The organism is Massilia solisilvae (assembly GCF_024753215.1).
In the GTDB taxonomy this organism is placed as follows: Bacteria; Pseudomonadota; Gammaproteobacteria; order Burkholderiales; family Burkholderiaceae_D; genus Telluria; species Telluria solisilvae.
On the sequence record NZ_JANUGV010000007.1, the window covers coordinates 18,713 to 39,451 of the forward strand.

A 20,739-nucleotide genomic window follows, 5' to 3' on the forward strand; every position below is an offset into this window, starting at 1 on the left:
CTTATGGGCCAAACGAACAGACTATCCATGAATGCTGGAAACGACGCCTTAAACTAGTTTAAGAAGCCTGTGCAGTCAGGCGTGCCTCCAGCTCTGCCACACGCGCTTCCAGCAGCTCGAGTTTGGCCCGGGTCTTGGCCAGCACCTGGGCCTGGATGTCGAATTCCTCGCGCGTGACCAGGTCCAGCTTGGAAAAGCCCTGGGTCATCATGGCCTTGACGTTGCGCTCGATGTCCTTGGCGGGCGAGTTCTCGAAAGCCTGGTTGAGCTTGTCCTGCAAGTCGTTAAAGAAAGTATTCATTCCGTTTCTGTTCCTGGCGAAGTAGGCGGCTGCACCGGCGCGGTGCGGCTGCCGCCTGTTGGTGCGCCCGCGCGGCGCGGGCAGCGAAATCCTGAAACCCATTTGGTGCGTGCTCGCTCAAAAAGCAAGCACGGCACGGTTCTTGGGACATGGCACGCATCCTGCTAGATGAAGGACAGGCGTGCAGTTCGATTGTAACCCGCAACAGGATGTTCGTTCACGAAGGGGATGTCATGAAAATGAAACAAGCAGTCACGGCCGCGCTGGCGCTGGCCGCATGCAATTGGATCGTCCCGATGGCGCAGGCGCAGGAACAGCCCGCGGCCGAGCACCAGGTGAGCTACAACGCGGCCGTGGTCAGCGACTACCGTTACCGCGGCATTTCGCAGTCGCGGCTGGACCCGGCGCTGCAGGGCGGCGCCGACTACACGCACACCCCGACCGGGCTGTACGCCGGCACCTGGCTGTCGACGATCCACTGGACCGGCGACCTGGGCGGCTCGGGCAGCGTCGAATGGGACCTGTACGGCGGCAAGCGCGGCGAGCTGGGCGGCGGCGTGAGCTACGACGTGGGCGGCCTCTATTACTTCTATCCGAACAATGGCCTGCACCCGAACGCCAACACCTTCGAGCTTTACGGCCAGCTTGGCTACGGCCCGGGCTACCTGAAGTACTCGCGCAGCCTGACCAACCTGTTCGGCACCGCCGACAGCAAGCAGAGCGGCTACTGGGACCTGGGCGCGAACATCGATACCGGCTGGCAGGCGGTAACGCTGCAGCTGCACGTCGGCCGCCAGCAGGTGCACAACAACGATGCGCTCTCGTACACCGACTACAAGGTGGGCCTGGCGCGCGACTTCGGCTGGGCCACCGTCGGCCTGGCCTGGGTCAAGACCAACACCAGCGCCTACGTGGCGCCGGATGGCCGCAGCCTGGGACGCTCGGGCGTGGTCGCGTCCTTAACCAAAACTTTTTGAAAGAGGTAAGTCATGAAAATGATCACAGCGATCATCAAGCCCTTCAAGCTGGACGAGGTGCGTGAAGCGCTGTCGGCCATCAACGTGCACGGCATGACCGTGACCGAGGTGAAGGGCTTTGGCCGCCAGAAGGGCCACACCGAGCTGTACCGCGGCGCCGAGTACGTGGTCGACTTCCTCCCCAAGATCAAGATCGAGGCGGCGGTGGACGACGCCATCCTCGACCAGGTGATCGAGGTGATCGAAACCGCTGCGCGCACCGGCAAGATCGGTGACGGCAAGATTTTCGTCGCCAGCCTCGAACAGGTCATCCGTATCCGTACCGGCGAGACCGGCAACGACGCACTCTGAAAGGAACGCCATGAAACGAACCATGACCCGCGTGCTGGCTGCCGCCTGCGCGCTCGGCACCGCTTTGCCCGCCTGGGCTGCCGCCCCCGTCGTCAACAAGGGCGACACCGCCTGGATGCTCGTCGCCACCTTGCTGGTGGCGATGATGTCGATCCCTGGCCTGGCCTTGTTCTACGGCGGCCTGGTGCGCGCCAAGAACATGCTGTCGGTGTTGCTGCAGGTCTTCATGATCTTTTCGGTCATCACCGTGCTGTGGTACCTGTACGGCTATTCGCTCGCCTTCACCGAAGGCAACGCCTTCATCGGTGGCCTCGACCGCGCGCTGCTGCGCGGCATCTGGGATCCGTCCACCGCTACCTTCGCGACGGCGGCCACCTTCAGCAAGGGCGTGGCGATTCCCGAGTTCGTTTTCGTCGCGTTCCAGGGTACCTTCGCGGCCATCACCTGCGGCCTGATCGTCGGCTCGTTTGCCGAGCGCATGCGCTTCTCGGCGGTGCTGCTGTTCTCCGTGCTGTGGTTCACCTTCGGCTACCTGCCGATCGCGCACATGGTCTGGTTCTGGCCGGGGCCGGACGCGATCACCGACGCCAACAGCCTGGCCAAGGCCACCTCGCAGGCCGGCTGGCTGTGGCAGAAGGGCGCGCTCGACTTTGCCGGCGGCACGGTGGTGCACATCAACGCCGCGGTGGCCGGCCTGGTGGGCGCCTTCGTGGTGGGCAAGCGCATCGGCTACGGCCGTGAGCACATGGCGCCGCATTCGCTGACCATGACCATGATCGGCGCTTCGCTGCTGTGGATCGGCTGGTTCGGCTTTAACGCCGGTTCGGCGCTGGAAGCGGGCGACGTGGCCGCGCTGGCCTTCGTCAACACGATGCTGGCCACCGCTGCCGCTGCCGTGTCCTGGCTGCTGGGCGAGTGGGTCTTCAAGGGCAAGCCGTCGATGCTGGGCGCCGCCTCGGGCGCGGTGGCAGGGCTGGTGGCGATCACCCCGGCCTGCGGTTTTGTCGGCCCGATGGGCGGCCTGGTCATCGGCCTGGTGGCCGGCCTGGTGTGCCTGTGGGGCGTCAACGGCCTGAAGCGCATGCTGGGGGCCGACGACTCGCTCGACGTGTTCGGCGTGCACGGCGTGGGCGGCATCCTGGGCGCGCTGCTGACCGGCGTGTTCGCTTCGCCGGGGCTGGGCGGGCAGGGGATTTTCGATTACGTGACCAACAAGATGTCCGCCGATGCGTATTCGATCGGCGCGCAGGTGTGGGTCCAGGCCCAGGCCGTGCTGACCACCATCGTGTGGTCCACGGTGGTGGCACTCATTGCGTACAAGCTGGTTGACCTGACGGTCGGCCTGCGGGTACCGGAAGAGCAGGAGCGAGAAGGGCTGGATATCACCAGCCATGGAGAATCGGCGTATCACTCGTGATAAAACGGGGGTATAGCTGACCGGAAAGGCGCCTTCGGGCGCCTTTTTTTGTCCCTTCCAACAGCACGGCCTTTAAAAACGGATGACGCGCCCCGATGTATCCTTACCATACTTATAAAGAAGCCAAACTAAGGACGCTACATTCATGGTTCCGCACCTCGTCACCGCCCTGAACGGTCCCCTGCTCGACCTGGAAAAGAAAATCCTCGAGGCCACCCCGGCCATCGAGCGCTGGTTCCGCCTGGAATGGCAGGAGCACACCCCGCCGTTCTACTGCTCGGTGGACCTGCGCAATGCCGGCTACAAGCTGGCCCCGGTGGATACCAACCTGTTCCCCGGCGGCTTCAACAACCTGGCCACCGAGATGCTGCCGCTGGCGGTGCAGGCGGCGATGGCGGCGATCGACAAGTATTGCCCGGACGCGCGCAACCTGCTCCTGATCCCGGAAAGCCACACCCGCAACCCGTTCTACCTGCAAAACGTGCAGCGCCTGATGCAGATCTTCCGTCAGACCGGCCTGCATGTGCGGCTGGGCTCGCTGTCGCCGGAAATCACCCAGCCGACGCCGCTGGCGCTGCCGGACGGGAACATGCTGGTGGTCGAGCCGCTGGTGCGATCGAGCAACGGCCGCCGCGTGGGGCTGGCCGACTTCGACCCGTGCACCATCCTGCTCAACAACGACCTGTCGGCCGGCGTGCCGCCGATCCTGGAGAACATCCACGAACAGGCGTTGCTGCCGCCGGTGCACGCCGGCTGGGCGGTGCGGCGCAAGAGCAACCACTTCAAGGCCTTCGACGAGGTGGCCAAGAAGTTCGGCAAGCTGATCGATATCGACCCGTGGCTGGTCAACCCGCTGCATGCCAAGTGCGGCGAGGTCAATTTCCAGGAAGACCAGGGACTCGACTGCCTGGCCGACAACGTGTCGATGCTGCTGTCGAAGATCAAGAAGAAGTACAAGGAATACGGGATGAAGGAGCAAAAGCCCTTCGTCATCGTCAAGCCGGACGCGGGCACCTACGGCATGGGCATCATGACCGTCAAGGACGCCAGCGAAGTGCGCGACCTGAACCGCAAGCAGCGCAACAAGATGTCGGTCATCAAGGACGGCGTGCAGGTGACCGACGTGATGATCCAGGAAGGCGTGCCGACCTTCGAGTCGATCGAGGACAAGGTGGCCGAGCCGGTGGTGTACATGATCGACCGCTACGTGGTGGGCGGCTTCTACCGCGTGCATGCCGAGCGCGGCGTGGACCAGAACCTGAACGCGCCGGGCTCGCAGTTCGTGCCGCTGGCGTTCGCGCAGCAGCACGCCGTGCCGGACCTGAAGGCCAAGCCGGGCACGGCCGCGCCGAACCGGTTCTACGTGTACGGCGTGGTGGCGCGCCTGGCCTTGCTGGCGGCGTCGCTGGAGCTGGAGCGTACCGACCCCAACCCCGAAGTCTATTGATCCGTAGGGTGGGCAGCTTGGCTGCCCACGCGTTCAGGCAGCGCGCGCGTCGATTGAACGCGTGGGCGGGGGACCCGCCCCCCCTACGTGCGCCACCGGCCACCACTGCACCACGCCCCACGCGAACTCGGGCACCAGCAACAGCCACAGGAAGGGCGCACCGGTGTTCATCAGCGCCCACGCCATCCAGGTGGAGAACAAAAAGCGCGCGGTGCCGTCGAAGCGGCCCAGGCGCACCGACGGTTCCACCAGCCGCAGCACCGACCACACCAGCACCACCGACCCCATCAGGCAGGCAATCAGGACCTGCAGGGTCCCGAACGGCGGCAGCGCCTGGCCGCCCAGCGCCTGGTTGGTGGCCGACATCGCCTCGTGCGCGAGGGCGAAGGTCCAGGGCGTGGCAAACAGGGCTGTCACCACGATGTCGTACCAGGCGCTGGCGCGCACGATGCGGATGAAGGTGGGCAGGGGAATCGGTGTCATGGGTATCCTCTTCAAGAAACGGGACGCCCATCGTCAACCGTGGAGTACACTCAAGGGTCAAGCACTTTGTAGGATGGACATGCAAATCGGCGAACTGGCGCTGGCAACCGGCCTCTCCCGCGATACCCTGCGTTTCTATGAAAAGCGTGGCCTGCTCAGCGCGCGCCGGCGCGGCAACGGCTACCGCGACTATCCGCCCGAGGCCGCCGACTGGCTGCGCTACGTGCGCATGGCGCAAACGCTGGGGTTCACGTTGGCCGAAATCGAGGCAGGGCTGCCCCTGCTGGCCAACCCCGAACAGGCCGGCGCCGAGCTGCGCGAGGCGCTGCGCCGCAAGGTGGCTGAAATCGACACGCGCATCGCGGCACTGGCGGACCTGCGCGCCGACCTTGCGCGCCGGCTTGAGGAACCCATGGCCGCCTGCCCGCTGCAGGCAGAAAAGGCCGCGTGAGCCCTGCCGACCCAAACCCGCCAACCCGGCGGCCTTCACCGTTTCCGGCTAAAATCTGGGCATTCATCCAATGGAACCGCCCATGAAAATCGCTTTTCTCGCCGATCCGCTGTCCAGCTTTAAAACCTACAAGGATTCGACCTTCGCGATGATGCGCGAGGCCGCCAAACGCGGCCACGAGATCTACGCCTTCGAGCAGCACGACATGGCGCTCGAGCAAGGCATCGCCACGGCCGAGGTCGCAAAGATCACGCTGACCGGCGAGCTCGACGACTGGTACCGCGCCGCGCCCGGCGAATCGGTGCCGCTGTCGTCGTTTGACGCGATCATCCAGCGCAAGGACCCGCCGTTCGACATGGAATACGTGTACGGCACCTATCTGCTGGAAGTGGCCGAGCGCCAGGGCGCGCGCGTGTTCAACAAGCCGGCCGCGATCCGCAACCACAACGAAAAGCTGACGATTGCGCAGTTCCCCGAGTTCACCGCGCCGACCCTGGTCACGCAGAGCGCCACCCGCCTGCGCGAGTTCCACGCCGAGCATGGCGACGTGATCTTCAAGCCGCTCGACGGCATGGGCGGCTCGGGCATCTTCCGCGTCAAGGCCGACGGCATGAACCTGGGTTCGGTCATTGAAACGCTGACCCTCGAAGGAAAGCGCACCATCATGGTGCAAAAGTACATTCCCGAGATCGTCAAGGGTGACAAGCGGGTGCTGGTCATCGGCGGCAAACCTGTGCCGTTCGCGCTGGCGCGCATCCCGCAAGCCGGCGAAGTGCGCGGCAACCTGGCCGCGGGCGGCACCGGCGTGGCCCAGCCCTTGTCCAGCCGCGACCGTGAAATTGCCGAGGCGCTCGGTCCAGTTCTGGTCGAGCGTGGCCTGTTGCTGGTAGGATTAGATGTGATTGGCGATTTCCTGACGGAAGTGAACGTGACGAGCCCGACTTGCTTCCAGGAGATCACCGACCAGAGCGGTTTTGACGTAGCCGCGATGTTCATCGACGCGGTCGAGCAGGCTTTGAAGACTTGAGACCATGGTAGGCATCCTCCTGCTGACCCACGCGCCGCTGGGCCAGGCATTCATTGCGGCGGTCGCGCACGTATTTCGCGGACCGACCGAGCGCTTCGAGGCGATCGACGTGACCGCGGACCAGGACCTGACCGAGGTCAACGCGCTGGCCCGGCGTGCCATCGCGCGCCTGGATGACGGCGATGGCGTGCTGGTGATCACCGACATCAAGGGCGGCACGCCGTGCAACTGCTGCAATGCGCTGGCCGACGCGGGCCATGTCGAGGTCATCGCCGGGATCAGCCTGCCGATGCTGCTGCGCGCGATCACCTACCGCCGCGACTCGCTCGATGTGGTGGCCGAGATGGCGCTGGCCGGCGCGCAGAATGGCGCCGTTAAAATCGACAACCGGGTGCGCGTCGGGCCGGATTGAACACGTCAAACAAAAGTGAACCCCTACGTTTGTTTGGAAACCATTAGCTAAAAATCCCCGGCAAAGCCGGATGATTTTTAGATACGAAAACCGGGTTGAAGTAAGGCGGGTAAGTTCTAGAACAACACAACGACAAGATGATTCAACAGGAACTCGAGATTATCAACAAGCTGGGCCTGCATGCCCGGGCCTCCGCCAAGTTCACCCAGCTGGCCGCCAAGTTCCAGAGCGACGTCTGGCTCACCCGTAACGCGCGCCGCATCAACGCCAAGTCGATCATGGGCGTGATGATGCTGGCCGCGGGCAAGGGCGCGAAAGTCACCCTCGAGGCCGAAGGCCCGGACGAACAAGAGGCAGTACAGGCGCTGGCCGCGCTCGTCAACGACAAATTCGGCGAAGGCGAGTAATGCCTTACGAACCGGGCCAGGGCCGACTTCAGACGAGACCACCAATGGCATCGTTCACGCTCCACGGCATACCGGTCTCGCGCGGCATTTCGATCGGCCGCGCGCACCTGCTCACGCCGGCCGCGCTCGAGGTCAAGCACTACCTGGTGCCGGAAGAACAGGTCGAAGCCGAGGTGCAGCGCCTGCAGGACGCGATCGCGCAGGTGCACCGCGACCTGGAAGCGCTGTGGACCGACCTGCCCAAGGACGCCCCCACCGAGCTGGGCGCCTTCATCGACGTGCATGCGCTGATCCTGTCCGATCCGATGATCTCGGAGGCGCCGCTCGACATCATCCGCACCCGCCACTACAACGCCGAATGGGCGCTCGTCACCCAGATCGACGAGCTGTCCTCGCAGTTCGACGAGATCGAGGACGAGTACCTGCGCGAGCGCAAGCACGACATCCAGCAAGTGGCCGAGCGCGTGCTCAAGGTGTTGATGGGCACCGCGCTGCCGATGCCGCCGTCGCGCGAGGACGACGACAGCTACCGGCCGCAGATGATCGTGGTGGCGCACGATATTTCGCCGGCGGACATGCTGGCCTTCCGCGACCGCTCGTTCATCGGCTTCGTCACCGACGTCGGCGGCCAGAACTCGCACACCGCGATCGTGGCGCGCAGCCTCGACATCCCGGCCGCGGTCGGCCTGTCGCAGGCCTCGCGCCTGATCGAGCAGGACGACTGGGTCATCATCGACGGCGACGCCGGCGTGGTGATCTGCAACCCGAGCCCGCTGGTGCTGGAACAGTACCGGGCGCGCCAGGCCGCGCTGCTCAAGGCGCGCAAGCGCCTGCTCAAGCTGAAGAAGACGCCGGCCGTCACGCGCGACGGCACCCCGGTGACCCTGCTGGCCAACATCGAGCTGCCGGACGACTGCCCGGCCGCGCTCGAAGCCGGGGCCACCGGCGTGGGCCTGTTCCGCTCCGAATTCCTGTTCATGGGCCGCGCCGGCCAGCAGCACAAGATGCCGAGCGAGGACGAGCAGTTCGAGCAGTACCGCAAGGCGGTGCTGGCGATGAAGGGGCGGCCGGTCACCATCCGCACCCTCGACATCGGCGCCGACAAGCCGCTCGACCCGACCGAGCACAATGCGCTCAACCCGGCGCTGGGCCTGCGCGCGATCCGCTACTGCCTGGCCGAGCCGCAGATGTTCCTGACCCAGCTGCGCGCGATCCTGCGGGCGTCCGCCTATGGCAAGGTGCGCATCCTGATCCCGATGCTGGCGCACGCGTTCGAGATCGACCAGTCGCTGGCGATGCTCAAGCAGGCCAAGGCCACGCTGCTTGATGAAAACGTCAAGTTCGACCCCGCCGTCGAAGTGGGCGCGATGATCGAGATCCCGGCCGCCGCGCTGGCGCTGCCGATGTTCATCAAGCGGCTGGACTTCCTGTCGATCGGGACCAACGACCTGATCCAGTACACGCTGGCCATCGACCGGGTCGACTACGAAGTGGCGCACCTGTACAATCCGCTGCACCCTGCCGTGCTCCAGCTGATCGCGATGACCATCGACGCCGGCAAGAAGGCCGGCAAGGACGTGGCCGTGTGCGGCGAGATGGCGGGCGACGTCAAGCTCACCCGCCTGCTGCTGGGCATGGGCCTGCGCGAATTCTCGATGCATCCGGCCCAGCTGCTCGCGGTCAAGCAGGAAATCCTCAACAGCGACCTGAAGGCGATTGCGCCTGTCACGCGCAGAATCCTGCGCTCGATGGAGCCTGCCGAAATCGCGCAGGCGGTGGAGCAGCTGCAAACCATGTAAATCGTAGGGTGGGCGGGTCTCCCGCCCACGCGTGCAGGCGGCGCATGTGTGGATTGAACGCGTGGGCAGAAATCTGCCCACCCTACAACAACAAAGAAGTCTCAGATGGGATCACTCGGAAACGTCACGCCTCAGTCGATGCACTTCGCTGAACCGCTGCGCCTGCAAAGCGGCGCCCAGATCAGCGACTACACCCTGATGTACGAAACCTACGGCACGCTCAACGCCGACAAGTCGAACGCGGTGCTGATCTGCCATGCGCTCAACGCCTCGCACCACGTCGCCGGCACCTACGCGGACAACCCGAAAAGCGCCGGCTGGTGGGACAACATGGTCGGCCCCGGCAAGTCGGTGGACACCGACCGCTTCTTCGTCATCGGCGTGAACAACCTGGGCTCGTGCTTCGGCTCGACCGGCCCGATGCACACCAATCCGGCCACCGGCAAGCCCTACGGCGCGGCGTTCCCGCTGCTGACGGTGGAGGACTGGGTGGCGGCGCAGGCGCGCCTGGCCGAGCGGCTGGGCATCGAACAGTTCGCCGCGGTGATGGGCGGCTCGCTGGGCGGCATGCAGGCGCTCACCTGGTCCATCATGTTCCCCGAGCGGCTGCGCCACTGCATCGTGATCGCGTCCACGCCCAAGCTGTCGGCGCAGAATATCGCGTTCAATGACGTGGCGCGCCAGGCGATCCTGACCGACCCCGACTACCACGGCGGCGACTTCTACGAACACGGCGTGGTGCCGAAGAACGGCCTGAAGGTCGCGCGCATGATCGGCCACATCACCTACCTGTCGAACGACGACATGGCGGAAAAATTCGGCCGCAAGCTGCGCAACGCGGCCGAAACGAACGACTACAAGTTCGACTTCGGCATCGACTTCGAGATCGAGTCCTACCTGCGCTACCAGGGCGACAAGTTCTCCGAGTACTTCGACGCCAACACCTACCTGCTCATCACCAAGGCGCTCGACTACTTCGACCCGGCGCGCGAATACGGCGGCGACCTGACGAAGGCGCTGGCCGGCACGCGGGCCCAGTTCCTGATTGCCTCGTTCACCACCGACTGGCGCTTTTCGCCCGAGCGCAGCCGCGAGATCGTGCAGGCGCTGGTCGATAATCGCCGCCGCGTGACCTACGCCGAAATCGACGCGCCGCACGGCCACGACGCGTTCCTGCTCGAGGACCCGCGCTACATGAACGTGGTGCGGGCTTACTACGACCGCATCTGGGGCGAATGCGCAGCAAAGGAGGCGGCATGAGCACGCAACAGACTACCCTCATCCGCCCGGACCTGGCGTTCATCTCGCACTGGGTGCGCGAAGGCGCGCACGTGCTCGACGTGGGCTGCGGCGACGGCGCCATGCTGCGCTACCTGGAGCAGGCCAAGCGCTGCACCGGTTACGGCATCGAGATCGCGGACGACAAGGTGCTCGAAAGCGCCAGACGCGGCATCAACGTGATCCAGCACGACATGGAGCAGGGCCTTGGCCTGTTTGGCGACAATTCCTTCGACACCGTGCTGTGCCTGTCCTCGCTGCAGATGATGCAGCAGGTCGAAGCGCTGCTGCGCGAGATCGTGCGGGTCGGCCACGAGGCGATCGTCTCGTTCCCGAACTTCGCCTATTGGCCGCACCGCGTGGCGCTGCTCAAGGGCCGCATGCCGGTGTCGCGTTCGCTGCCGTACCAGTGGTACGACACCCCCAACGTGCGCTGCGCGACCATTTACGACTTTCAGGAGCTGGCCGAGGAATGCGGCCTGGAGGTGCTCGAATGCGTGGCGCTGGCCGATGGCGCGCCGGTGCACTTCCTGCCCAACCTGCGCGGCAGCCTGGCGGTGTTCAGGCTGCGCAAGAAGTCGCGCGCTGCCGCCTGAGGCTGCGCCGGCTGCGGCCCGCTTGGGTTTATGATTGTCGAAACGATCATAGCGCCGCGAGGACGGGGCCGCCAATAACGGTCTTGTGGATAGAAAATGAAACGATTGAAACGCGTTGCCATGCTGCTGGTGCTGTGCGCCAGCGTCGGGTCCGTTCCGGCGGCCCAGCCGCAGCAGCAGGAGGTGCAGGACGGCATTACCTTACGTCCTATCAACAAATACTGGCATGTCCTCATTTCCGAGGAGCAGCTTAACCAGCAGGCGGCGCAGGAGTATTCAGGCCTGATCTCGACCGCGCGCGAAAAGGGCGCGCTGGTGCCGGCCGGCGACCCCGAGGCCCGGCGGCTGCGCGCCATCGCCCAGCGCATCATCCCGTTCGCCCCGCGCTGGAACCGGGAGGCGTCCGGCTGGAACTGGCAGGTCAACTTGCTGGAGTCGGACCAGGTCAACGCCTTCTGCATGCCGGGCGGGCGGATCGCCTTTTTCAGCGGGATCATCGACAAGCTCAAGCTCACCGATGACGAGATCGCGGCGGTGATGGGGCACGAGATGGCGCACGCGCTGCGCGAGCACGGACTGGAACAGGCCGGCAAGTCCGGACTGACTTCGCTGGGCGCGCGGCTCGGCGGGGCTGCCCTGTCGGCGTGGCTGGGCATCGACCCCAACATCACCAGCACCGCCACCAACGCGGCCGGCCAGCTGCTGGTGCTCAAATTCTCGCGCAACGACGAGCGCGAGGCAGACCTCGTTGGCCTGGACCTGGCCGCCCGCGCCGGCTTCGATCCGCGCGCCGGCATCTCGCTGTGGCAGAAGATGGCGGCGCAGAACCAGCGCGCGCCGATCGAGCTGCTCTCCACCCACCCGCTGGGCAGCGAGCGCATCGCCCAGATCCAGGACCACATGAACGTGCTGCTTCCGCTGTACGCCCGCACCAAGGGCACCACCGTGGACAAGCTGCCGCCGTACCGCAGCAATGTCGCGCTTCGTTAGGCGGGGACACCAGGCCCAGGCCAACGCCTTCGTGCCGCTGCCGATCAAGGATGGCGTAGCACCAAGCTACCTGTGGATCACCGAGACGCTGGCCGGCGGCATGCTGCGCTTTTTGGCGGAGCGCTTCCCGGATGTGTCGCCCGAGAGCTGGGCGGCGCGCCTGGCGCGTGGCGAAGTGGTGGACGCGCAGGGCAGGGCGCTGGCGGCGGACAGCCACGTGCGCCAGTGCATGCGCATCTGGTACTACCGCGAGCTGGAGGAGCCCGAGACGCCCATCCCGTTCGAGGAAAAGGTGCTGTTCCAGGACGAGCACCTGTTGGTGGCGGACAAGCCGCACTTCCTGCCGACCATCCCGACCGGGCGCTTCTTGCACGAGACGCTGCTGGTGCGCCTGAAGCGCCAGTACGACTTGCCGCACCTGACGCCGATCCACCGTCTGGACCGCGAGACCGCCGGCGTTGTCATCTTCTCGCACAACCCCGCCACGCGCGGCAAGTACCAGTCGCTGTTCCAGAAGCGTGCGATCCGCAAGGTGTATGAAGCGCTGGCCGCGCCGATCGCCGGCCGCGCATTCCCGTTCACCTACCGCAGCCGCATGGTCGATGGCGAGAAGTTCTTCGTGATGAAGGAGGAGGCCGGCGAGCCGAATTCGGAGACGCTGGTGGAACTGATCGAGCAGCGCGGCCAGGTGGCGCGCTACCGTCTGCACCCGCACACCGGTCGCAAGCACCAGTTGCGGCTGCACATGGCCTCGCTCGGCGCGCCGATCCTGAACGATGCGTTCTATCCCGTCGCGCTGCCATGCAAGGGCGACGATTTCTCGGCGCCCTTGCAGCTGCTGGCGCGCGCGATCGCGTTCGACGACCCGCTCACTGGCGAACCCCGCGAGTTCGCCAGCGAGCGCGCGCTCGACTGGCCTTAGTACAGGACCGAAGGCCCGAGGTAGATCTGGGCCGTGATCACGTCGAACGGGAAGTCGATCGTGGTCGCCGCCACGTGATTGCCGGCCGCGTCGGTGACGCCGCTCAGGTCCAGCGACAGCTTGCCCGATTTGCTTGGATGTAGCGTGAGGACCGACACGTCGTGGTTGTTCAGCGTCGTCGTGCCCCAGTTGCTGGGGTCGTTGGCATGGGCGTCGGAGGCATTGTTCGAGTTGTCCCACAGCGTGCCGGTGCCAAGCGCGCCGTGGTCCACCAGCTCGCTGAACACCAGCTGGAATCCGCTGCCCGTGACCGAGCTTGTCCAGCTGGCCACCGCTGGCGCCGTGGCGTCGATCGTGACCGCGACGCTGCCGGACGCCGCGCTGGCATTGCCGGCCGCATCTACCTGGCGGGCGCTGAGCGCATGGTTCCCGTCCAGCAGGTCGCCCCACGGGGCAATGCTGAAATTGCCGCTGCTGTCCGCCGTCCCGGTTCCCACTTTTTCGGCCCCATCGTACAGGTCGACCCGCATCCCGGGCACCGCGCCGCCGCCCGTGATGACGGGCTTTTTGACGTTGGTGATATGGTCGGTGTTCGACACCCCGGAGTCGCTGCTTGCGGACAGCGCCAGCCCGGTCAGTGCGGCGGGCGCGGTGCGGTCGATGGTCAGGGCCAGGACGTCCGAGGCGACGCTCACATTGCCGGCCAGGTCCGTCTGGCGCACCGTAAAGTTGTGCAGGCCTTCGGTAATCGAGGCGAGCGTGATGGTCCAGTCGCCCATCTCGTCGGCGACGGCGGCGGCGACCGAGGTGGTGCCGTCGAACAGCTCGACCTTTGCGCCTTGCTCGCAACCCATGCCCATCAGGATTGGATTGGTCGCGTTGGTGAGGTTGTCGCCCGTGGTGCCGCTGTCGGTTGCGCTATTGAGCACCGGTGCGTATGGCTGCTCGGCGGAGAGGTCGATGTTCAGCGCCAGCGCTTCGGACAGGGCGCTGGTGTTGTTGGAGCCGTCGGTCTGGCGCACTGCGAGATCGTGCATGCCTTCGGTCAGGCTCGACAGCGCCAGGCTCCACAAGCCGTCGGCGTTGGCGGTGGCGCTGCCCACACGGGTGGTGCCGTCGAACAGCTCGATCTTCGCATTGGGCAGGCTGCCGGTCCCGCTGATGGTCGGCGACGCGATGTTGGTGATGGCGTCGCCGTGCACCCCGCTGTCGCTCGCCGTGGCCAGCGCCGGCGCGGGGGGCGTTGCGACGGCGCTGCTGATGATGTTCAGCTCCAGCCCGGCCGACCAGGGGCTCTCGTTCTGCGCAGCGTCGATCTGCGTGGCCATCAGGTTGTGCATGCCGACGGTGAGCGATGTCGTGATCGACCAGTTGCCGCTCGCATCGGCCGTCGTGAAGCCAGCCCACCGTTCGCCGTCATAAAGCTCGACTTCGTTGCCCGGTTCGACCTTGTCGCCGTGCAGTGTGACGATGGTCTTGGAGGTGATGTTGTCTCCCGCGGTGCCTGTGTCGTCCGCCGGGTCGAGGGTGGGCTTGCCGGGTGCGGTGGGCGCGACCGTGTCGATCACGGCGGTACCGCCGAGCAGGTCGAATTGCGTGAAGTCGATGTTCGACGCAACCAGCGCATTGCCTGCCAGGTCGGTCAGGCCGGTGACCAGGTCGGCCGTGCTGGACAGCTTGAGTTCGCCGTTGACGTCAGAGGCGCCGACCGTGTACTCGAACACGGCGTACGTACCACCTTCGGTCAACCCGAGAAGGCTCGCCCGGCCGTTGCTGCTCAGGCCGAGCGACGGGGTCGCGCCGGCGGCCAGCTTCATCGGCTCGCTGAACGTCACCCCGATGTGGATCGTCGAGCCCGCGCCGTACGAATCGTGGGAGCCCGTGAATAGCCAGGCGCGGGTCGCGTGCGGCGCAAGCGTGTCCACATACACGCCCGAAGTGTGGAACTCGAGCGGATGGTCGGGCGCCATGTTGCCGGCGATGTCGGTGAGCGTGCCGGGCAGGTAGAGCGTATAGCCCAGGCCCGAGACCAGCTTGGCGTCGGCCGCGCCGATCGTCAGCGTCTTGCCGTCCGCCGACAGGTTGCTTGCGCCGATGGTCACGAACACCTCGGAGCCGTCCGCACCTTCGAGCACGACCTGGTCATTGCGGTACTCCGTCGTGCTGGCGTGCCAGTACATCTTCTCGTTGAAGGTGATCACGAGCGGCATGCCGGGGTCGTACAGGGTGCCCTCGACGGGCGCCACCAGCGTCGGTACCGGCGCGGTGGTTTCGACGGTGATGGTGCGGCTCACGGCGGCGCTGGCATGGCCGTTGTTGTCGATCACGTTCGCTTCGATGACATGGCTGCCGTCCGACAGCGGCGTGCTCACCTTGTAGCTCCAGCTCGAGGTGGCGCCGCGTTCAATCGAGATCTGGTCCTGTGCGATGGCCACACCGTCGATGCGCAGCTGGACCGACTGGTCGGCGCCCAGGGTGCCGACGAAGTAGCCACCGACCAGCGTTTGCGCGTCGTGTGTGATGTAGTCGTGCGCGTCCGGCCCGGTATCGTCGATCACCAGGTCCGGGGACAGCAGCGTGGTGACGGTGGTGTCCACCGCGTAGCCGGTCGAGACCGCGGTGCCGCTGAACGCCGATGCGTCGGCCGGGTGAACCTTGGCCAGGTTCAGGCTCACCGTATTGGTCGCCTCCAGCGTGCCGCCGGCAGCCGGCTTGAGTGTGGCGTACCAGGTCTTGCCGTCCGCCGAGGCGTGCAGGTTCTCGATCGTCGCGTTCTGGGCGCTGATCGCGTCGGCATCGATGCTGCTTACCGCCACCTCGAAGCCGATGGTCACGCCGATGCTGCCGCCCCAGACCAGTTTGGAGCCGCTGAGCGCGACGGTGGCGTGGCCCACCGGCGCGGTGTTGGCATCGACGCTGTAGCCGGTCGTGCTGGTGACCGTGCCCATGCCGGCGTTGCCGTACAGGTCCTGCAGGTTCGCTGCATCGATGTTGACGAAGTTGTTGCCGGTGTCGCTGCTGGCCGGCGTGAGCGTGGCTACCCAGGTCACGCCGCCGTCATCGCTGTGCAGGCTGGTGAGGTTTGCGTGGGGCGTCGTGATCGCCGCGGCCGGGTTTTTCACCGCTTCCGAGAACGTGATCGTCAGCGTCACGCTGTGCGTCGGGCTGATCGCCGAGCCGTCCAGCACAATGCCGGACACCGACGGACCCTGCGTGTCGACGCTGTAGGCCCCGGACGTGGCGATACCGGCGCCGAAATTGCCGGCCATGTCCTGCACGCGCCCCAGGTTGATCTTCAGGTTGCCGGTCTGGGTCGTGCCGCTCATCGGGGACAGCCCGACCGTCCAGTTCACGCCGCCATCGGAGGTGGTGAGCGAGGTGATGTTGGCATAGGTCGCCGACAGCGCCTCCATGCTCAGGTTCACCGCTTCGGAAAAGGTGAGCGTGGCACTTGCGCCGGTCTTGCTCATCACCGGCGAGATGCCGCTGAACGCCAGTTTCGGCAGCGTGGGGATCACGCTGTCCGACAGGTAGGTGCCGATGTTGGCAACGCCGGTCCCGGCGTTCAGGGCGGCGTCCTTCACCTGCGTCATGTCCAGCGATGCCACGTTGCTGGTGCCCTGCACGTTGGCGGCGGCAGTCACCGTCGCCTGCCAGGTGGTGCGGCTGGCGTCCACCGGGTGCAGGTTGGTGATCACCGCGTTGGGCGTGGTGAAGGCGGCGGCATCGAGCGTGGGCACCGATTCGGAAAAGGTGATGCTCATGGTGCCGCTGTTAGCCGCGTTCAGGGCCGGCTCGAACCAGGTCGAAACGATCGAGGGCGGCATGGTGTCGGCGTTCGATATCGTGAACGCGGTCCGGCCCGGGTTGCTCAGGCCGGCAAACGGGAATTGTGAGCTGGACAGCAGCACGCCCGGCCCCATCAGCACGCTGTAGCTGTGCCCGCCCGGCAGGTCGAGTCCGTCGATGTACACGTGGTTGCCGTCGATCGTCACGCTGCCCACCGGCACCTCGCGCATGACCGTCGCGCCGACGATGCGCATCGTCGGCAGGCCGGTGGCGCGGTCGATCACGTTTTGGGCGGCGCCGTCGGTGATGAAGATGCTGCCACTGCCGCGCGCCATGCCGGTCGAAAAGCTCAGGTCCAGGCGCAGGTGGCCGGGGCTGCCCGTGACGTGGACGATGTCGGTCAGGAGAGGAGGCACGCTCGAGTATGTGGTCATGATGGGATGCCCGGCCCGGAGGCGGCCGGCAGCTAAACGGTGGCACGGAGCCCGCTACGGGCGAACCTGAATAGCGGGATGATAACAAACAAAACAGCAACATTTTCCCGAGGGAACTAACTTTTTGTTTCCTTGTTGCATGGGGGCGACTGCAAAGCCGCCCCGTCAGGTCGTGGGCGGCCCGACGGTGAAGACCAGGTCCGGCAGGCCGACCAGCGACACGTTGCCGGCCAGGTCGGCCGCCTGGCTGGATTCGGCGTGCAGCTTGTAGGCGCCGTTGGCCAGGCCGTCGATCTGGAACACCGAGATGTCGTGCGAGCCGTCGCTGCCCACGCTCCAGTTGGCGCCGGCGGCATAGGTCGCGACCACATGGTTGGCCGAGTCGTACAGCGTCAGCGCGCCCACGGAGGCGACATCGATCCGTTCGTTGAACTTCAGGATGAAGGCCGCACCCGAGGCCACGGATGCGGTCGAGCTGGACAGGGCGGGGCCATTGGTATCCGTTGTGATCGTCAGCGCCGGGGAATCGGGCCCTTCGTTGCCGGCGTCGTCACACTGACGCGCCACGTACTGATAGGTGCTGCCCACCACCAGGTCCCTGGACGTGATGCTCCACTTGCCGCTGGCGTCGGCCACGCCTTCGCCCATCAGCGCCGGGGTGGACTGCAGCAGGTAGATGCGCACCAGGCTGTTAGGCGCCGCGGTGCCGGTCAGCGTGGGCGTGGTGTCGCGCGTGATGTGGTCGCTGTTCGAGACGCCGGTGTCGCTGCTCGGGTCCAGCGCGGGGGCGGCCAGCACGCTGGCCGGGGCCACCGTGTCGATCGTGACCTGCACCGTGGCCGACAGCGGGCTCAGGTTGCCGGCCTGGTCCATCTGCAGGACGGACAGCGTGTGCACGCCGTCGGACAGCGCCTTCGAATCGAACACGTCGGCGAACCAGGTGCCGTCGGCATTGGCGTAGCCGCCGCCGATCTTGCTGCTGCCCTCGTAGAGCTGGATCTCGCGCGCGTCCGGCTCGGCGCCGGTGCCGGTCAGGGTCGGGGTCGCATCGTTGGTCAGGCGGTCGCTGTGCGAGATGCCGTGGTCGCTGTAGCTGTAGAGGGACGGCGTGTTGAGCGCGGCCGGGGCGTGGGTGTCCACCGCGATGTTCCATTCCAGGTTCAGCGGCGTGACCTGGATGTGGGACGCGTCGAGTTTGTTGCCGGCCAGGTCTTCGATCTTGCCCGCCAGGCCGCTGGCGTCGGCGATGTCGAGCTTGGGCGTGTCGGCGTCGGCGGCGCCGACCGTGTAACCGAAGTGGAGCGTCTTGCCGTCGCTGCTTGCGCTCTTGAAGGTGGCCGTGCCACCGGTATTGAGCGCCAGCGACGGCGTCTGGCCCGACACCACGCGCACCGGCTCGTCGAACAGGACGGCGATGTCGATCACGGTGCCGGCCGGGTAGCTCTTGCCTGGCCAGCCGCTGCTGGTGAGGCCATCCGCGCGCAGCGCCGACGGCGCGGTGGTGTCGGTATAGGTGCCACTAGCCTTGATCTCGACCGAGCTCGATGGCAGCAGGTTGCCGGCCCGGTCCATCATCACCGCGCCCGGCAGCGTGAGGCGGTAGGTGCTGCCGCCGGCCAGCCGCAGCGCGTCGGGCGAGATGCTCAGCGTCCTGTGGTCGGCCGAGAAGTTGCGCTCGTCGATGGTGATGCTGGCGATGCCGGCGTAGGCGCTCAGGTTCTCCAGTTGCAGCGCGGTGGAGGCGACGCTGGGGTCGAGATACACCGGCTCGCTGAAGTTGAAGACCAGCGGGGAAGACGCATCCTGGCTGGCGCCCGTGGCCGGGCCGGCCAGCGACGGAAGCGTGGAATCGATCGTGAACACCTGGCTCACTTCCGCGCTGTGGTGCCCGGTGGCGTCCTGCAGCCAGGCCGTGACCTGGTGCGTGCCCTCGGCGAGCACGGTGGACTTGAAGGCGGACCAGGTGTACTGCTGGGTCTCGTAGTTGAACGAGAGCGAGGCGCTGGCGTCCACGCCGTCCAGCATGACCTTGACCGAGGTGCCGCTTGGGGGCTCGCCAAAGCCGGACAAGCCAATGACGCCGCCTTTCAGGTTCAGTCGGCTGTCGTTGGTGACGTAGTCGCTGTTGCTCAAGCCGGTGTCGTTGATGGCCACGGTCGGCGCGAGCCAGGCGGTGACGATGGTGTCAACCGCATAGTTCCCGGAACTGGCGGTGCCGCTGCCGGTGTGGTTGGCGGTGCTGGTCACGCGCGCCATGTCGATCGAGACCGCATTGGTTGGTACATAGATGCCGTCGGCGTGTGGCGCCAGCGTGGCCGACCAGGTCGTCCCCGAGGCATCGAGCGGATGCAGGTCGCGCAGCTGGGCGAAGGGCGTGGAGACCGCGCCGGGGTCGATGCTGGATACGGCTTCCGAGAAGGTGATGGTGACGGTCGGCGCGGCGCCGCCGGCGCGCAGGATGGTGGCGCCGGAAAGGACCACGGTGGCCGTGAGCCCGCCGGTGGGCGCGGTGGCGATGGCGTAGCTGGCGCTGCTGGACACGCTGCCGCTGCCGGCGTTGCCGGCGATATCGAGCACCTTGCCCAGGTCCACGCTGACCTGGTTGCCGGTGCTGGGCGTCGTGTCGGCCGCCGACAGGGTGGCCGTCCAGGTGCGGCCGTTGTCGCTGGTCGCCAGCGCGCTGACGGTGGCGTGCGGCGCGTTGATCGCCGCGGCGGGCAGCGCCTGCACCGGTTCGGTGAACACCAGCGTCAGGCCGATCGTGTGCGCGCCGTCGAGCACACTGCCGGTGAGCTGGATCGACGGCAGCGCAGGCGCTTTGGTGTCAACCTGGTAGCTGGCCGAGAGGCTCGTGGGAATCCCCGCGTTGCCCGCCGTGTCGTGCAGGTTGATCATGTTGATGCCGACGTTGGCGCTGGTTTCGACGTTCAGGTCCGCCGCCGCGAGCGTTGCCGTCCAGGTGATCTTGTCGTCGGACTGCAGGTTGGTGAGCACTGCGTTCGGCGTGGTCACCATCGATGCGTTGAAGTCGGGGACCGCTTCCGAAAACTTGATGGTCAGCGTGGCCGGGGCGCCGCTGCGCAGCATCGAACTGCTCAGGTTCATCGAGACCAGGGTGGGCGCGGAGCGGTCCACCGCGGCGCCGGTGTCAAAGCGCGCCATGCCGGGATTGAGCGTGCCGAAGACGTTGCCGCTGGCCGAGGCGAGCGCCCCTGGCGCCATCACCACGCTGTAGGTGTGGTGCGGTTGCAGGTCCCAGCCGTCGATGACCACATGGTTGCCGCTGAAATGCACGCTGCTCGCTGCCACCTGCTTGGTGTCGGTCGCGCCAATGATCCGCATCGTCGGCAGGCCGGTGCCGCGATCGACCACCGTCTGCACTGCCCCGTCCGTGATCCAGATCGCGCCCGGGCCGAGCGCCATCGCCGTGCTGAACACCAGGTCGATGCTCATGTGGTCCGGCACCCCGGTCGGGGTCGCGCCGCCGAAAATGGGCACCGGGAACGCGATGTCCGCGGAAGAACGGCTGCTGCCCTGCATCAAAAGGACGCCGGGCTGCGGCGCGCTCGCGGCGAACGGGCCGGAAAGGAAGGAAGTCGGTCGGGTCATGGCATGCTGGGCAGCGCTCGTGTTCGGCGGCGCCGGGCTTGTAGTATTT

General features: G+C 66.2%; 17 protein-coding genes. 13 read left to right on the forward strand and 4 right to left on the reverse strand.

What is annotated here, in order from left to right; all coding sequences use genetic code 11:
• Window positions 1–58: 58 nt before the first annotated feature.
• Window positions 59–301, reverse strand: coding sequence for an accessory factor UbiK family protein (locus NX773_RS19750; RefSeq protein WP_258857999.1), 243 nt, complete (start codon window positions 299–301; stop codon window positions 59–61).
• A 239-nt stretch (window positions 302–540) separates the two neighbouring features.
• On the opposite strand from NX773_RS19750, the gene NX773_RS19755 reads away from it, so the two are divergent.
• From NX773_RS19755 to gshA, 4 genes are all read left to right on the forward strand, one after another.
• Window positions 541–1,278, forward strand: coding sequence for a TorF family putative porin (locus tag NX773_RS19755; protein ID WP_258858200.1), 738 nt, complete (start codon window positions 541–543; stop codon window positions 1,276–1,278).
• Between the two features lie 12 nt (window positions 1,279–1,290).
• Window positions 1,291–1,629 (forward strand): P-II family nitrogen regulator, encoded by a 339-nt coding sequence (glnK, locus tag NX773_RS19760; protein WP_258824543.1) that lies wholly within the window; start codon window positions 1,291–1,293, stop codon window positions 1,627–1,629.
• Window positions 1,630–1,651: 22 nt separating this feature from the next.
• Window positions 1,652–3,046 carry an ammonium transporter gene (locus tag NX773_RS19765; RefSeq protein WP_370662270.1) on the forward strand — a complete coding sequence of 465 codons (1,395 nt, stop codon included), beginning with the start codon at window positions 1,652–1,654 and terminating at the stop codon, window positions 3,044–3,046.
• A gap of 145 nt (window positions 3,047–3,191) precedes the next feature.
• Window positions 3,192–4,493: a glutamate--cysteine ligase gene (gene gshA / locus NX773_RS19770; protein ID WP_258824545.1), complete on the forward strand. Its 1,302-nt coding sequence runs from the start codon at window positions 3,192–3,194 to the stop codon at window positions 4,491–4,493.
• A 33-nt stretch (window positions 4,494–4,526) separates the two neighbouring features.
• Here the strand turns inward: gshA and NX773_RS19775 are convergent, their stop codons facing one another.
• On the reverse strand, window positions 4,527–4,976 hold the full coding sequence (locus NX773_RS19775; protein ID WP_258858001.1) for a hypothetical protein: 450 nt from the start codon (window positions 4,974–4,976) through the stop codon (window positions 4,527–4,529).
• A gap of 79 nt (window positions 4,977–5,055) precedes the next feature.
• Here NX773_RS19775 and NX773_RS19780 point away from each other — a divergent pair, with 79 nt between their 5' ends.
• The 9 genes from NX773_RS19780 to NX773_RS19820 all read left to right on the forward strand — a co-directional run bounded on the left by NX773_RS19780 (window position 5,056) and on the right by NX773_RS19820 (window position 12,858).
• Window positions 5,056–5,427 carry a MerR family transcriptional regulator gene (locus tag NX773_RS19780; RefSeq protein WP_258858002.1) on the forward strand — a complete coding sequence of 124 codons (372 nt, stop codon included), beginning with the start codon at window positions 5,056–5,058 and terminating at the stop codon, window positions 5,425–5,427.
• An 82-nt stretch (window positions 5,428–5,509) separates the two neighbouring features.
• Window positions 5,510–6,454, forward strand: coding sequence for a glutathione synthase (gene gshB / locus NX773_RS19785; protein ID WP_258858003.1), 945 nt, complete (start codon window positions 5,510–5,512; stop codon window positions 6,452–6,454).
• Between the two features lie 4 nt (window positions 6,455–6,458).
• Window positions 6,459–6,866 (forward strand): PTS sugar transporter subunit IIA, encoded by a 408-nt coding sequence (locus NX773_RS19790; protein ID WP_258858004.1) that lies wholly within the window; start codon window positions 6,459–6,461, stop codon window positions 6,864–6,866.
• Window positions 6,867–7,003: 137 nt separating this feature from the next.
• On the forward strand, window positions 7,004–7,273 hold the full coding sequence (locus tag NX773_RS19795) for an HPr family phosphocarrier protein (protein WP_258824549.1): 270 nt from the start codon (window positions 7,004–7,006) through the stop codon (window positions 7,271–7,273).
• A gap of 44 nt (window positions 7,274–7,317) precedes the next feature.
• Window positions 7,318–9,072 (forward strand): phosphoenolpyruvate--protein phosphotransferase, encoded by a 1,755-nt coding sequence (ptsP, locus tag NX773_RS19800; RefSeq protein WP_258858005.1) that lies wholly within the window; start codon window positions 7,318–7,320, stop codon window positions 9,070–9,072.
• Between the two features lie 105 nt (window positions 9,073–9,177).
• A complete protein-coding gene (gene metX / locus NX773_RS19805) occupies window positions 9,178–10,332 on the forward strand; it encodes a homoserine O-succinyltransferase MetX (protein ID WP_258858006.1) in 1,155 nt (384 codons plus the stop codon).
• On the forward strand, window positions 10,329–10,946 hold the full coding sequence (gene metW / locus NX773_RS19810; RefSeq protein WP_258858007.1) for a methionine biosynthesis protein MetW: 618 nt from the start codon (window positions 10,329–10,331) through the stop codon (window positions 10,944–10,946). The genes metX and metW overlap by 4 nt, the downstream gene beginning before the upstream one ends.
• A gap of 96 nt (window positions 10,947–11,042) precedes the next feature.
• Complete coding sequence (locus NX773_RS19815; RefSeq protein ID WP_258858008.1) at window positions 11,043–11,936, forward strand: M48 family metallopeptidase; 894 nt, start codon at window positions 11,043–11,045, stop codon at window positions 11,934–11,936.
• Window positions 11,920–12,858: an RluA family pseudouridine synthase gene (locus tag NX773_RS19820; RefSeq protein WP_258858009.1), complete on the forward strand. Its 939-nt coding sequence runs from the start codon at window positions 11,920–11,922 to the stop codon at window positions 12,856–12,858. The genes NX773_RS19815 and NX773_RS19820 overlap by 17 nt, the downstream gene beginning before the upstream one ends.
• Here the strand turns inward: NX773_RS19820 and NX773_RS19825 are convergent.
• Entirely contained in the window at window positions 12,855–17,081 is a 4,227-nt protein-coding gene (locus NX773_RS19825; protein ID WP_258858010.1) for an Ig-like domain-containing protein, read from the reverse strand. The genes NX773_RS19820 and NX773_RS19825 overlap by 4 nt on opposite strands.
• Before the next feature lie 165 nt (window positions 17,082–17,246).
• The gene (locus NX773_RS19830) at window positions 17,247–20,690 is read right to left on the reverse strand and encodes an Ig-like domain-containing protein (RefSeq protein WP_258858011.1); all 3,444 of its coding nucleotides are present in this window, start codon (window positions 20,688–20,690) and stop codon (window positions 17,247–17,249) included.
• Window positions 20,691–20,739 lie beyond the last annotated feature (49 nt).